This is a genomic window from Nocardia sp. AB354 (genome assembly GCF_049538315.1).
GTDB classification, from domain to species: Bacteria; Actinomycetota; Actinomycetes; order Mycobacteriales; family Mycobacteriaceae; genus Nocardia; species Nocardia nova.
Genome location: NZ_JBMVFU010000008.1, coordinates 68207 through 81625, shown reverse-complemented (window position 1 = coordinate 81625; position 13419 = coordinate 68207). Strand labels below are relative to the sequence as shown.

General features: G+C 68.2%; 13 protein-coding genes. 7 read left to right on the top strand and 6 right to left on the bottom strand.

What is annotated here, in order from left to right; genetic code table 11:
- Positions 1–61: 61 nt before the first annotated feature.
- Positions 62–685, bottom strand: a complete 624-nt coding sequence (locus ACPCUW_RS13745) for a DUF6676 family protein (RefSeq protein WP_423425146.1) — start codon at positions 683–685, stop codon at positions 62–64.
- 273 nt (positions 686–958) lie between these two features.
- Here ACPCUW_RS13745 and acnA point away from each other — a divergent pair, with 273 nt between their 5' ends.
- From acnA to ACPCUW_RS13715, 6 genes are all read left to right on the top strand, one after another.
- Entirely contained in the window at positions 959–3754 is a 2796-nt protein-coding gene (acnA, locus tag ACPCUW_RS13740; protein WP_423425145.1) for an aconitate hydratase AcnA, read from the top strand.
- Between the two features lie 172 nt (positions 3755–3926).
- Positions 3927–4493, top strand: a complete 567-nt coding sequence (locus tag ACPCUW_RS13735) for a TetR/AcrR family transcriptional regulator (protein ID WP_030514537.1) — start codon at positions 3927–3929, stop codon at positions 4491–4493.
- Between the two features lie 53 nt (positions 4494–4546).
- Positions 4547–6697, top strand: a complete 2151-nt coding sequence (locus tag ACPCUW_RS13730) for a prolyl oligopeptidase family serine peptidase (RefSeq protein ID WP_423425144.1) — start codon at positions 4547–4549, stop codon at positions 6695–6697.
- An 86-nt stretch (positions 6698–6783) separates the two neighbouring features.
- A complete protein-coding gene (locus ACPCUW_RS13725) occupies positions 6784–7188 on the top strand; it encodes an acyl-CoA thioesterase (protein WP_227462786.1) in 405 nt (134 codons plus the stop codon).
- A gap of 175 nt (positions 7189–7363) precedes the next feature.
- The gene (locus ACPCUW_RS13720; RefSeq protein WP_227462785.1) at positions 7364–7837 is read left to right on the top strand and encodes a hypothetical protein; all 474 of its coding nucleotides are present in this window, start codon (positions 7364–7366) and stop codon (positions 7835–7837) included.
- Between the two features lie 11 nt (positions 7838–7848).
- Complete coding sequence (locus ACPCUW_RS13715) at positions 7849–8808, top strand: hypothetical protein (RefSeq protein ID WP_063013990.1); 960 nt, start codon at positions 7849–7851, stop codon at positions 8806–8808.
- Between the two features lie 7 nt (positions 8809–8815).
- Here the strand turns inward: ACPCUW_RS13715 and ACPCUW_RS13710 are convergent, their stop codons facing one another.
- Positions 8816–9319, bottom strand: a complete 504-nt coding sequence (locus ACPCUW_RS13710; protein ID WP_174553958.1) for a MarR family winged helix-turn-helix transcriptional regulator — start codon at positions 9317–9319, stop codon at positions 8816–8818.
- A gap of 70 nt (positions 9320–9389) precedes the next feature.
- Between ACPCUW_RS13710 and ACPCUW_RS13705 the strand changes: the two genes are divergently transcribed.
- Complete coding sequence (locus tag ACPCUW_RS13705; protein WP_030514543.1) at positions 9390–9890, top strand: cupin domain-containing protein; 501 nt, start codon at positions 9390–9392, stop codon at positions 9888–9890.
- A 71-nt stretch (positions 9891–9961) separates the two neighbouring features.
- Here ACPCUW_RS13705 and ACPCUW_RS13700 read toward each other — a convergent pair whose 3' ends face one another.
- From ACPCUW_RS13700 to ACPCUW_RS13685, 4 genes are all read right to left on the bottom strand, one after another.
- Positions 9962–10204 (bottom strand): helix-turn-helix domain-containing protein, encoded by a 243-nt coding sequence (locus ACPCUW_RS13700; protein WP_051042699.1) that lies wholly within the window; start codon positions 10202–10204, stop codon positions 9962–9964.
- 140 nt (positions 10205–10344) lie between these two features.
- Positions 10345–11976, bottom strand: a complete 1632-nt coding sequence (locus ACPCUW_RS13695) for an ABC-F family ATP-binding cassette domain-containing protein (RefSeq protein WP_063013986.1) — start codon at positions 11974–11976, stop codon at positions 10345–10347.
- Positions 11977–12049: 73 nt separating this feature from the next.
- Positions 12050–12397: a hypothetical protein gene (locus ACPCUW_RS13690; RefSeq protein WP_423425142.1), complete on the bottom strand. Its 348-nt coding sequence runs from the start codon at positions 12395–12397 to the stop codon at positions 12050–12052.
- A gap of 42 nt (positions 12398–12439) precedes the next feature.
- Positions 12440–13393, bottom strand: a complete 954-nt coding sequence (locus tag ACPCUW_RS13685; RefSeq protein WP_423425141.1) for a TIGR03557 family F420-dependent LLM class oxidoreductase — start codon at positions 13391–13393, stop codon at positions 12440–12442.
- Positions 13394–13419: the final 26 nt, after the last annotated feature.

Sequence of the window (13419 nt, the reverse complement as noted above, 5' to 3'; positions counted from 1 at the left end):
TGGCTAGTTTCCGGCGATCATCCGGCATCGGTTCGCGACACGCCGATGGCCGCCGGAACGCCTACCGCGACGACACGGGCGGATTCGGCGCGGTGTCGGCCGCCACCGCGGCCCGCTCGCGCGCCGCGCGGCGGGACTTCAGGTAGTACAGGCCACCGATGATCAGCACGGTGCCCGCCAGCAGAACACCCGTGATCGCCGTCCACGACACCTTCTCCGGCGTCTCCAGCCGGTCGACGAAGATCTGCGCGGCGGTCGCGGTGTGCCCGCCCTGATATTTGGCCTTGTCCTCGGCCCACTCCAGCCGCGCGCGGTTGATGGAATCGCTGTAGGTGCCGATCCAGTCGTCGCTGAACACCACGACAGTGCCGTGCTCACTCTTGCCGAGGGTGGTCGCCAGGTCGCGCAGATCCGAATCGCGGCCCGGATTTCCCTTCACGACCACGATGTTCAACTCGATGCCGTGCGCACGGGCCTGATCCGCGATCTCGGCGAGCTTGTCCTGATCCTTGGCGGGCGGCGCGGCTACGTGGTTGTCGGCCAGATCCAGCACGATGGCGTCGACGTCGGTATCCGGCGGTAGCTCCGCGGCCATAGGGGTGAAAACCGAGGCATACGAGACGGTCATCTTCCATCCGGTCTTGTCGAGCCGCCGACTCCAGCGACGGACGTCCAACACATTCACGAGATCAACACACACCTGGCCGGCACACCGGAGGCGGCGACTCCGACGGGGCCTTCGAGCACAGTACGCGACGGGGGGATCATGGATGGCGGCACGCCGCGCCGTACGTGCCCCGCATGCTTCATAGGACAAGCGTACTGTTAGAGTTCGGAAGTACGAGGCGCGCAGCCCGAAACGCGTCCTCGGCGACAGCCGCCGGCGCAGCCCCGCCGGTGGCCACCCACGGGGCCCGCACGCGCCCCGATCGGAACACCGACGAGTGGAGCTGAACGTATGACAAGTATCGATACATTCGGCGCCAAGGGCACCCTCGAGGTCGGAAGCAACTCCTACGAGATCTTCCGTCTCTCGGCCGTGCCCGGCACCGAGAAGCTGCCCTACGCCCTGAAGGTCCTGGCGGAGAACCTGCTCCGCACCGAGGACGGCGCCAACATCACCGCCGACCACATCCGCGCCATCGCCAACTGGGATCCGTCGGCGGAGCCGAGTATCGAGATCCAGTTCACCCCCGCCCGCGTGATCATGCAGGACTTCACCGGCGTGCCGTGTGTGGTCGACCTGGCCACCATGCGTGAGGCCGTCACCGCGCTCGGTGGCGACCCGAACAAGGTCAACCCGCTCTCCCCCGCCGACATGGTCATCGACCACTCGGTCATCCTCGACGTCTTCGGCCGCGCCGACGCCCTCGAGCGCAACGTCGACCTCGAGTACCAGCGCAACGGCGAGCGCTACCAGTTCCTGCGCTGGGGCCAGGGCGCGTTCGACGACTTCAAGGTCGTCCCCCCGGGCACCGGCATCGTGCACCAGGTCAACATCGAATACCTGGCCCCGACCGTCATGACCCGCAACGGCCAGGCCTACCCGGACACCTGCGTCGGCACCGACTCGCACACCACGATGGTCAACGGCCTGGGCGTGCTGGGCTGGGGCGTCGGCGGTATCGAGGCCGAGGCCGCGATGCTGGGCCAGCCGGTCTCGATGCTCATTCCGCGGGTCGTCGGCTTCAAGCTCACCGGTGAGATCCAGCCGGGCGTGACCGCCACCGACGTCGTGCTCACCGTCACCGACATGCTGCGCAAGCACGGTGTGGTCGGCAAGTTCGTCGAGTTCTACGGCGCCGGTGTGGCCGAGGTGCCGCTGGCCAACCGCGCCACCCTGGGCAACATGAGCCCCGAATTCGGCTCCACCGCGGCGATCTTCCCGATCGACGAGGAGACCATCAACTACCTGCGTTTGACCGGCCGCTCCGACGAGCAGCTGGCCCTGGTCGAGGCCTACGCCAAGGAACAGGGCATGTGGCACGACGCCGCGCACGAGCCCGCCTACTCGGAGTACCTCGAGCTCGACCTGAGCACCGTGGTGCCCTCGATCGCCGGTCCGAAGCGCCCGCAGGACCGCATCCTGCTCAGCGAGTCGAAGGCGGCGTTCCGCTCCGACATCACCGACTACGTCACCGGTGACTACACCGCGCTCGACGAGGGCGTCGAGGAGACCTTCCCCGCCTCGGATCCGGTCTCGGTGTCGGCCGGCGCGGGCACGGAGAGCTACACCCCGGCCCACTCGGCGGCCAACGGTGCCGAGGGACGTCCGTCCAAGCCGGTCAAGGTGGTTTCCGAGGATCGCGGCGAGTTCATCCTCGATCACGGCGCGGTCGTGGTCGCGGGTATCACCTCCTGCACCAACACCTCCAACCCGTCGGTCATGATCGGCGCGGCGCTGCTGGCCCGCAACGCGGTGGAGAAGGGCCTGTCCAGCAAGCCGTGGGTCAAGACCAACATGGCCCCGGGTTCGCAGGTCGTCTCCGACTACTACGAGAAGGCCGGTCTGTGGCCCTACCTGGAGAAGCTGGGCTTCTACCTGGGTGGCTACGGCTGCACCACCTGCATCGGCAACACCGGCCCGCTGCCGGAGGAGATCTCCAAGGCCGTCAACGACAACGACCTGTCGGTGACCGCGGTGCTGTCCGGCAACCGCAACTTCGAGGGCCGCATCTCCCCCGACGTGAAGATGAACTACCTGGCCTCGCCGCCGCTGGTCATCGCCTACGCGCTCGCGGGCACGATGGACTTCGACTTCGAGTCCGACGCGCTGGGTCAGGACACCGACGGCAAGGACGTGTTCCTGCGCGACATCTGGCCCTCGGCCCAGGAGATCGACGACACCATCAAGTCGGCGATCAGCCAGGACATGTTCCGCAAGTCCTACGCCGACGTCTTCAAGGGCGACGAGCGCTGGCGCAACCTCGACACTCCGTCCGGTGACACCTTCGCCTGGGACGAGAACTCCACCTACGTCCGCAAGGCGCCGTACTTCGACGGGATGGAACTCGAGCCGGCCCCGGTCGAGGACATCAAGGGCGCCCGCGTGCTGGCCCTGCTGGGTGATTCGGTCACCACCGACCACATCTCCCCGGCCGGTCCGATCAAGCCGGGCACCCCGGCCGCGCAGTACCTCGACTCGCACGGCGTCCAGCGCAAGGACTACAACTCCCTGGGCTCGCGGCGCGGTAACCACGAGGTCATGATCCGTGGCACCTTCGCCAACATCCGGCTGCGCAACCAGCTGCTCGACGACGTTTCGGGTGGTTACACCCGCGACTTCACCCAGGAGGGCGGCCCGCAGGCGTTCATCTACGACGCCTCGCAGAACTACCAGAAGGCCGGCATTCCGCTGGTCGTGCTGGGCGGTAAGGAGTACGGCTCGGGTTCCTCGCGCGACTGGGCGGCCAAGGGCACCCGTCTGCTGGGCGTCAAGGCCGTCATCACCGAGTCGTTCGAGCGCATCCACCGCTCCAACCTGATCGGCATGGGCGTGATCCCGCTGCAGTTCCCGGCGGGTGAGTCGGCCGCGTCGCTGGACCTGGACGGCACCGAGGTGTTCGACATCGAGGGCATCACCAAGCTCAACGAGGGCACCACGCCGAAGACCCTGAAGGTCACCGCGACCAAGGAGAACGGCGAGAAGGTCACCTTCGACGCGGTCGTGCGCATCGACACCCCCGGTGAAGCCGACTACTACCGTAACGGCGGCATCCTGCAGTTCGTGCTGCGCAACATGATTCGCGGCTGATATCCCGCATCCGCGCTGCGTCGTGCCGCACCCGGCGTCCGTTCGGCTCGCCGGGCCGGCACGAACAGCGTTGCGCCGCTGCAGGATCTACGCGTTCATGCTCGTACTGTGAGAACCCCCGCGCCGGATCGTCCCGGCGCGGGGGTCCGTGCATTCCCCGCTGGAGGAGCCCATGCCCAAGGTCAGTGACGATCACCTCGCCGCCCGGCGCAGCCAGATTCTGGACGGGGCGCGGCGGTGTTTCGCCGAATTCGGGTACGAGGGCGCGACCGTCCGCCGCCTGGAAGAGGCGATCGGGCTGTCCCGCGGCGCGATCTTCCATCATTTCCGGGACAAGGACGCCCTGTTCCTGGCACTGGCCCAGGAGGATGCCGAACGGATGGCCGAGGTCGCGGCCAACGAGGGCATCGTGCAGGTCATGCGGGAGATGCTCGACAATCCCGCGCAGTACAACTGGCTGGGCACCCGCCTCGAGATCGCCCGGCGACTGCGCACCGATCCCGAGTTCGCCGCCGGCTGGACCCAGCGTTCGGCCGAGCTGACCGCGGCCACCCTGGCCCGCCTCGAACGCCGCAAGGCGGCCGGCGCGCTGCGCGACGACGTTCCCACCGACGTGCTGCTCGGCTATCTCGATCTCGTCCTCGACGGCCTCATCGCCCGCATCGCCTCCGGTCATGTCAACGAAAACCTCACGGCCGTACTCGATCTCGTGGAGGCGTCGGTTCGCCGCCGGGAGTGAGCCGGCCGCGACAACCGTCCGTGCCCGGGCCGGATTCGCCGTACCATGTGCTGATGATCATGGGGCGGGGACGACGACACGGATCGGCCGGCGGTGCGCCGCGTACCTCGTTGCGGCGCGCGGCGGCCATGCTGTCGATCGCCGTGCTGGCCGCCGCGTGCGGCAGTCGCGGCTCACCGCAGGATCCGTATCTCTGGCTCGAAGAACTCGACAGTCCGCGCGTGCAGGCGTGGGTCGGCGAACAGAACCGCCGGACCCTCGACGTGCTCGAACACGATCCGCGCTACGCCGACAATCTCGCGCAGGCGACGGCGCTGGCGAAGACGTCCGACCGGATCCCGATGCCGCGCTTCGAGGACGGCACCGTCGAGAACTTCTGGCAGGACGGTGACCACAAACGCGGCATCTGGCGCGAGACGACAACCGCCGATTACGAAGCACCGCAACCGGCCTGGACCACCCTGCTCGACCTCGACGAGCTGTCACGAGCCGAAGGGAAGAACTGGGTCTGGCGAGGCGCCGACTGCGATCCGGTCACCCATCGCCGGTGCCTGATCACTTTGTCCGACGGCGGCGAGGACGCCGTGTCGGTCCGCGAATTCGACCGGGGCACACGGCAGTTCGTGCCGGGCGGATTCGTGGTGCCGCGAGGCAAGGTGGACCTCACGTTCAGCGACGAGAATACGGTGCTCATCGCGCGGGAATGGCAGCCGGGCGAGACGACGGCCTCCGGATACCCGTATGTCGTCCGGCAGTGGCGCCGCGGCCAACCCCTGGACGCCGCAACCGAACTCGCGCGGGGCGAGCGGACCGATCAGCTGTCGACCACGCCGGTCGTGCTGGACAACGGCGCCGGCCGCCGGCTCGATCTCGTCCTACGCGGGCGCACCTTCTTCGAACACGACGTCGACCTGCTCACCGCGACCGGCCCCGTGCCGACCGCGCTCCCGGCGAAGTCGGACCTCGCGGGTTTCGTCGGCAATCACATCCTGGTGTCGCTCCAGCAGGACTGGGCGGTCGGCGCGACGACCTATCCGTCGGGTGCGCTGGTGTCGGTGGATGCCGACCGGCTGATCGCCGATCCGGCCCGCCCGCAGGTGACACCGGTCTATGTCCCCGGTCCGTCGGAGAGTCTGAGTGGTGTGCAGACCACGCGCGACCACGCGGTGGTCACCTCGCTGAACGACGTGCGCGGTCGCGCCACCGTCTACACCCCGCGTCCGGACGGGAGCTGGTCGCCGACTCCGGTGCCGTTGCCCGACAACGCGACCGTCGACACCGTCACCGCCGATCCGACGGGCGATCGCGCCTATCTCTCGGTGACCTCGTTCCTCGTGCCGACCACACTGTGGAGTGTGGACACCGCCGCCGGCACGGCCCAGCAGGTGAAAAGCACACCGCCGCAGTTCGATTCGTCGCGCTACGTGGTCGAGCAGCGCAAAGCCACCTCGGCCGACGGCACCGCCGTGCCGTATTTCGTGGTCCACGCCGCCGCTATGTCGTTCGACGGCTCGAACCCCACCCTGATGTACGCCTACGGTGGTTTCGGCGTGTCGCAGACTCCGTCCTATCAGGGACTGCTCGGCCGGCTCTGGCTCGATCACGGCGGCGTCTTCGTCCTGGCGAACATCCGCGGCGGCGGTGAGTTCGGGCCTGCCTGGCACGAGGCCGCGCGCACGACCGGCCGGCAGCGGGCGTTCGACGATTTCGCGGCCGTCGGCAAGGATCTGGTAGCCCGCGGCGTGACCAGCGCGCGGCGGCTCGGCATCCAGGGCGGCTCGAACGGCGGCCTGCTCATGGGTGTCGAATTCGTCCAGCATCCGGAGATGTGGAACGCCGTCGACATCCAGGTGCCGCTGCTGGACATGATGCGCTACGAGAAGATCGCCGCGGGCGCCTCCTGGGTCGACGAGTACGGCAGCGTCGACGATCCCACTCAGCGGGCGTTTCTCGAATCCATCTCGCCGTACGGGCAATTGCGACGCGGCACGCACTATCCGGAACCGTTCGTCTGGACCACGACCAAGGATGACCGGGTGGGCCCGCAGCACGCCCGCAAATTCGCCGCGCGGCTGGCCGAATTCGGCGATCCGTATCTGTTCTACGAGGCGGGCGAGGGCGGCCACGGTGCGGGCGCCGATCGCGAGGAGCAGGCCCACACCAGCGCGCTCGAGTACACGTATCTGATGCGGCGACTCATGTAGCCGCCGCCCGGACGGTGACCGATCCCACGCTCGATCCGGAAATACCGGGAACACGGCACCCGTTCGCCTCGGATATGACCTTCTCTGTGCCCGTCACCGTCCGCGGTTACGAACTCGACGTCAACGGCCATCTCAATCAGGCCGTGTACCACCAGTACGCCGAGCACGCCCGCTGGGAGGTGCTGCGCGCGGCCGGTCTGGTCCCGGACAAGATGCGGCTGTCCGGACTCGGTCCGGTGGTTCTGGAATCCACCGTCAAGTATCGGCGGGAGCTGCATCTGGGCGACGAGATCACCGTGACCTGCGAATGCCGCTGGGGAGAGGGCAAAGCGTTCTGGATGGACCAGCAGATCCGCAAGTTGGACGGGACCGTCTCCGCGGAATTCTCCGTCGTGCTCGGGCTGATGGATCTGGACGCGCGCAAACTCGTGTCGAACCCGGGTAAACGCTTCCTCGAGCTTGCCGAATCCCCCGATGTGCTCGGCCTGTGACCCGTTGACAGCTCAACCGAATAGCTTTCGGCGATAGTGTTTTCCGCGCCCGGGCCAGGGCACCGGGTTTGCACCGGAAATCTTTCGTTGCGAACCGGCCCGGCACCGCGGCGGGCTATGATCCAGATCACGCTCGACTTCCGGGGCAAATTGCGAGCAGATCGGAGTCCAGCCCATGAACGATGCCCGCCGCCAGGTACCCGAGCGCACCCGGCCGCGCCCGCTACCCCGTCACCCGGCGCCACCGCTGTCCGGTCGCCTGGTCGCCGAATCTCGCGACACCATCAGCGTCCGCGTCGCCGAGGGAATCTGGACTCTCCACCGCGACGACGTCCTCCAGCTGCGCGACGGATCCCCGGACGCCGGCACCGGCGCCGCGGAACGCCCCGTGCTCGTGTGGATACGGCCCGGCGCCACAGCCGATTTCACGCAGCAGCGCCGCATTCAGCTCACCGAACGCCCGCTGACGCTACCGCCTCGTCCCAGCCCCGCCGTCGGTGACGATCTGCTGGCCCGGCTGACCGACCAGTGGGCCCGGCGGCTCGACGTCACGCCCGCCCCGGGCGCCGCCGGTGCGACGGTGAGCTACAGCCAGACTCGCAGCGGCGGTGGCAGCGACGACGGCACCGCCTGCGACAGCCTGGACTGAGGGGCCGTTCGATGAGTGCCCGCTCGCCGGGTGCCGTGCTGATCGTCGCGGAGACCGGCGATCTGCACGCCGACGCGATGGCCTCGATGCTGCGGAATATGTACCGGCTCATACCGATTCGCCTGGATATGCGCGATTTTCCGCGCGAATGCGGCAGTTTCCGGCTCGACCGGGCCGGCGCCGCTCGCTCGATGTCGCATATCGCCGGTCTCGACGACGTGACTGCCGTCTGGTGGCGTCGCCCCCGTCCGTGCCAGGTGCCCGGTGGTTTCCTGGACGGCGACGACGATTTCCGCCAGGCCGAATGCGACGGGTTCCTGCAGGGCCTGCTCTGGTCGATACCGGCGGTCTGGGTCAACGATCCCGGCGCCGACCGCACCGCCACCCGCAAGATCGTGCAACTCGACACCGCCCGGCGCAGCGGTTTCGCGATCCCGGAAACGCTGATCACCAACGATCCCGACGAGGCCCGCAGTTTCGTCGATTCCCGCGGCGGGTCGGTGATCTACAAGCGGACCGGCACCGGCCGCTCCGAATTCTCCGAAACCCGCATCGTGAGCAGCGAGGATCTCGGCCGGTTCGACACCATCCGCTCGGCGCCGACCACCTTCCAGGACTATGTCGAAGCCGAATGCGATCTGCGGGTGGTGTGGATCGACGGCGTCGAATGGGCGGTGCGGATCGACTCGCAATCCGGTGTGGGATGGGTGGATTCGCGCCTGGACACCTCGGTGGCCTTCACGCCCGAGCGGCTGCCGGCCTCGGTGAGCAAGTCGCTGACCACGCTGATGGGTGCGCTCGGACTGGTCTTCGGCGTGCTCGACATCAGACTCGGACTCGACGGCGAGTACTACTTCCTCGAGGTGAATCCGCAGGGGCAGTTCGCGTATCTGGAGATCAAGACGGGGCTGCCGATCTTCGCCAGTCTCGCCCAGTTCCTCGTCCACGGTGAGGCGATGGTCTCCGGCTGAGCCGGTGTCACGGCCGGTCCAGCTCGGCCAGCAGCAGCCGCGCGATCCGGTCCAGTTCGGCGCGGTCGCGCACCGACAACCCGGACAGCAGGCGGGTCTCGTTTTCGGTGTGCGCCGTCACAACCTCGTCGACGCGAGCGCGACCGGCCTCGGTCAGCGCGACCCGGACCGCGCGGCGGTCGGCGGGATCGGCGATACGGCGCACCAGTCCGGCCGATTCCAGGCGGTCCAGGCGGCCCGTCATGCCGGCGCGTGACAACATCAGGGTGTCGGCCAGGACCGACGGGGTGAGTTCGAACGGTGCACCCGAACGGCGAAGTGCCGCAAGCACATCGAACTCACCGCGCTGCAGCCCGTGCGCGGTGAACACCGCGTCGATCGCGCGCTCGGCGAGGACGTACAGGCGGCCGAGGCGGCCGAGCACCGCCATCGCCGCGAGATCCAGGTCGGGGCGTTCCCGCTCCCACTGCGCCACGATCGCATCCACCGCATCGGTCTGCCGTCCAGCCATGGACACATACTATTCGACAGGATATAGTTCGGTAGCGAACTATCTGGTGACGAACTACTTGGGAGATCCGATGACCACCGCACCCCGCATTCCCGCCGCCGTCGTCCAGCCCGCCGAGGCCGAGGTGCGCGCGACCGACGCCGTGACCATGCGGCTGCTGCTGGATTCCGACCGCACCGGCGGCAGCGTGAGCACGCTCGAGGTCACGATGGCCCCCGGCGCCGACGGGGCGACTCCGCACTACCACACGCTGTCCGACGAGCTGTTCTACGTCGCCGAGGGCGAATTGCAGGTGCTCGCGGGCGAGCAGATCACGACGGTCGCCGCGGGTGGCGCGATCACGGTGCCGCGGTTCATGCCGCACGCCTTCGGCGCCGCCCCGGGTTCACCGGCGCGGATCCTGATCGCGCTGACCCCGGCCGTGCAGCGCTTCGGCTACTTCCGACTGCTCGAGCGAGTGGCCTCCGGCGAGGCCACCCTCGCCGAACTCGCCGCCACCCAGGACGAATACGACAACCACTTCGTCGACGCGCCGCAGTGGTGGGCCGAACGCAACGCCCACCGCGCGTGAGCTCCGGCGGAGCGGCAGAAGACGCCGACGACCGCGGAAGCCGATCGGCCGCTTTCGGGCGAGTGGGCGGGTCAGGCCTTGCTGACCGCTTTGCGCCGGTTGGCACCACCACGGCTGCGGAGTTGCACATGCGACTCCACGAGCACGTTGTGTATGAATCCGTACGAGCGGCCGGTCTCCCGCGCCAGCGAACGAATGCTGGCGCCCGCCTCGTATTGCTTCTTGAGCTGGGTCTGCAGCCGGTCGCGCGACTTGCCCGTGACGCGCGTGCCCTTACCCAACATCGACTTCCCCTGTGCGGGCCTGTCACTCATGGCTTCCTCCGGTCGCCGTGCAGCCTCATTCCAGGCTAGACACTCGATCCGCAGTGATCAACGCCTCACTGTGATGAAACTCACCGATTGCGAGGATCTTTCGGCGTGTCTCGGCGCGTCGCAGGAAGCATTCGCCACGCTCAGGCCAGCTGAATCAGCTCCAGGTAGTCCTGCGACCAGTGGTCCTCGGTGCCGTCGGGCAGCATGATCACCCGTTCCGGGTTCAGGGCCTCGGCCGCGCCCGGGTCGTGGGTGACCAGAACGACGGCGCCCGCGTAGCTGCGCAGCGCGTCGAGGACCTGTTCGCGCGAGACCGGATCGAGGTTGTTGGTGGGCTCGTCGAGCAGCAGCACGTTGGCCGCCGAGGACACCAGGCCGGCCAGCGCGAGCCGGGTCTTCTCACCGCCGGACAGGGTGCCGGCGGGCTGTTCCAGCTGCGGACCGGTGAACATGAACGCGCCCAGCAGCCCGCGCAGATCCTGCTCCCCCGCATCCGGTGCGGCGTGGCGAATGTTCTCCCAGACGGTGGCGTTGTCGTCGAGGGTGTCGTGCTCCTGCGCGAAATAGCCGATGCGCAGGCCGCGTCCCGGATCGATCTGCCCGGCGGTCAGCGGCTCGACCCCGGCGAGCAGACGTAGCATGGTTGTTTTGCCCGCGCCGTTGAGGCCGAGGATCACGACCCGGCTGCCCTTGTCGATGGCCAGGTTCACGCCGGTGAAGATCTCCAGCGACCCGTAGAGCTTGGTGAGGTTGGTGGCCATCAGCGGCGTCTTGCCGCAGGGAGCGGGTTCGGGGAACTTGATGCGGGCCACCTTGTCGGCCACGCGCACGTCGTCGAGTTCGGACAGCATGCGCTCGGCGCGCTTGACCATCTGGTGTGCCGCAGCGGCTTTCGTCGCTTTGGCACCGAGTTTGGCCGCCTGCTGCTTGAGCGCGGAGGCCTTCTTCTCCGCGTTGGCGCGCTCGCGGACGCGGCGCTGTTCGTCGGTGGCGCGGGCGTCGAGATACTTCTTCCAGCCCATGTTGTAGATGTCGGCCTCACCACGCACGGCGTCGAGGAACCACACCTTGTTCACCACGTCGGCGAGCAGGTCGACGTCGTGGGAGATGACGATCAGGCCACCGTCGTGATTCTGCAGGAAGCCCCGCAGCCAGGTGATGGAGTCGGCGTCGAGGTGGTTGGTGGGCTCGTCGAGCAGCAGCGTCGTATCGGATTTGCCGCCGGAGCCGTCGGAGGCGGAGAACAGGATGCGCGCCAGCTCGATGCGACGGCGCTGACCGCCCGACAGCGTGCGCAGGGCCTGGCCCAGCACCCGATCCGGCAGACCGAGGCTGTGGCAGATCCGGGCGGCCTCGCTCTCGGCGACGTAGCCGCCCAGCGCCGAGAATCGTTCCTCGAGCCGGCCGTACTTGCGCACCGCCTTCTCGCGTTCGGCGTCGTCGACGACCTCGGCCATCAGTGCCTGCTGCTTCTCCATATCGCGGATCAGCTTGTCGAGCCCCCGCGCCGAGAGCACGCGGTCGCGCGCCAGCACGTCGAGATTTCCCTCACGCGGATCCTGCGGCAGATAGCCGATTTCGCCCGAGCGAATCACCTTGCCGGCGTAGGGTTCTCCCTCGCCGGCCAGGATGCGCAGGGTGGTGGTCTTGCCCGCGCCGTTGCGGCCGACGAGACCGATCCGATCACCGGCCTGCACCCGCAGCGCCGACCCCGGCGCGGTGAGCAGGGTGCGGATTCCGGCCCGGACCTCCAGGTCGGTCGCGGTGATCACAACAGTCTCCTAGCACGGTAAGGGGGCAAACGGTTCGATTGTGCATCCCTCGGACACACCAGAACCACCCATTTTACCGGCCCTCGACGGTCACTCGGTCACCACCCGCAGCGTGCGCAAGCTCGGATCGGCCGGATCCGGCACATTCTCCCTTTTCCACTCCGGACCCCAGGTAGTCCACGACCGCGGCGTCGACCAGTTCCCCGGGCACGATCACCGGGATACCCGATAGCCGCCGCGCGAGAGCCGGTCGTCGAGACCGGGCGGCGAGGATGTCGGCCGCCAGCGCGCCGCCGAGCACCTCGCGCACGCGCGGATCGGCGCCCGCACCTTGCCGATGGCGGGACGGAGTGAAGCCGTAGCGGCCGAGTTGGCGGTATTCGGCCCAAGCGTCCAGTACGGGGGCCCGTGAGTGATCCATCCGATCCGCCTCTCCTCGGTGCCGATAGTGAATGCGTCTCGGTCAGCGCAGGGCCGGGAGTACTTCCTTCTCGTATGCGGTGAAGAAGCCCTCCAGATCCGGCCCGATCTGGCCGACGTAGATCTCGTCCGCGCCCGCGTCCACACAGGTGCGCAATTGATCGATGTGGCGTTGCGGGTCCGGACCGGCCGCGAAGTGCTGCCGCGACTCCTCGCGGTCGAGCAACAACATCGCGTCCTCGAAATCGGCGGGGCGCGGCAGGGTCTGGCCCAGCTGACCGGGCAGCAGTTCGTTGGCCCACAGCCGGTGGGCGGCCTCGACGCCGGCCTCCTCGTCGGCCGCCCAGCTCACCTTGGTGCCCATCTGCACCGGTTTGGCGCCACCTCCGCTGTCACGGAACAGGTCGACCAGCTCGGCGTCGGGCATGCTCGTGCAGTAGCCGTCGCCGATGCGCGCCGCCAATTCCGTTGCCTGCGGGCCGAATCCGGATACATAGATCGGCACGGGCTGTTCGGGCAACGTGTAGATCCGCGCCTCCTGCACCGTGTAGCGCTCGCCGCGATAGGTCACCACGTCACCGCGGTGCAGGCGGCGGATCAGGTCCACGGCTTCGGCCAGCATCCGCAGCCGCTCCCCCGGCGGCGGCCACGGATCGCCGAAGATGTGTTCGTTGAGCGCTTCGCCGCTGCCGACGCCGAGCACGAAACGGCCGTCGAGCTGCACGGCCGCGGTGGCCGCTGCCTGGGCGATGATCGCGGGATGGATGCGCACCGTCGGACAGGTCACGGCCGTGGTGATCGGGAGCGATGTGGCCTGCGACAGCGCGCCGATGGTGCCCCAGACGAACGGGCTGTGGCCCTGGGCGTCGTTCCACGGATGGAAGTGATCGGAAATCCACAGCCGCTCGAAACCCGCCTGTTCCGCGCGCTGGGCCTGCTCGACGAGTTCTTTCGGTCCGAACTGTTCGCTGGCGAGAAAATATCCGATGGCTGCCATGTCCGGCGGTTACCCAGCAGCCGCGC

Bases quoted from the DNA above. Each gene is read 5' to 3' on its own strand.
- acnA (WP_423425145.1), top strand. From the start codon at position 959: ATGACAAGTATCGATACATTCGGCGCCAAGGGCACCCTCGAGGTCGGA.
- ACPCUW_RS13735 (WP_030514537.1), top strand. From the start codon at position 3,927: ATGCCCAAGGTCAGTGACGATCACCTCGCCGCCCGGCGCAGCCAGATT.
- ACPCUW_RS13730 (WP_423425144.1), top strand. From the start codon at position 4,547: ATGATCATGGGGCGGGGACGACGACACGGATCGGCCGGCGGTGCGCCG.
- ACPCUW_RS13720 (WP_227462785.1), top strand. From the start codon at position 7,364: ATGAACGATGCCCGCCGCCAGGTACCCGAGCGCACCCGGCCGCGCCCG.
- ACPCUW_RS13715 (WP_063013990.1), top strand. From the start codon at position 7,849: ATGAGTGCCCGCTCGCCGGGTGCCGTGCTGATCGTCGCGGAGACCGGC.
- ACPCUW_RS13710 (WP_174553958.1), bottom strand. From the start codon at position 9,319: ATGGCTGGACGGCAGACCGATGCGGTGGATGCGATCGTGGCGCAGTGG.
- ACPCUW_RS13705 (WP_030514543.1), top strand. From the start codon at position 9,390: ATGACCACCGCACCCCGCATTCCCGCCGCCGTCGTCCAGCCCGCCGAG.
- ACPCUW_RS13700 (WP_051042699.1), bottom strand. From the start codon at position 10,204: ATGAGTGACAGGCCCGCACAGGGGAAGTCGATGTTGGGTAAGGGCACG.
- ACPCUW_RS13690 (WP_423425142.1), bottom strand. From the start codon at position 12,397: ATGGATCACTCACGGGCCCCCGTACTGGACGCTTGGGCCGAATACCGC.
- ACPCUW_RS13685 (WP_423425141.1), bottom strand. From the start codon at position 13,393: ATGGCAGCCATCGGATATTTTCTCGCCAGCGAACAGTTCGGACCGAAA.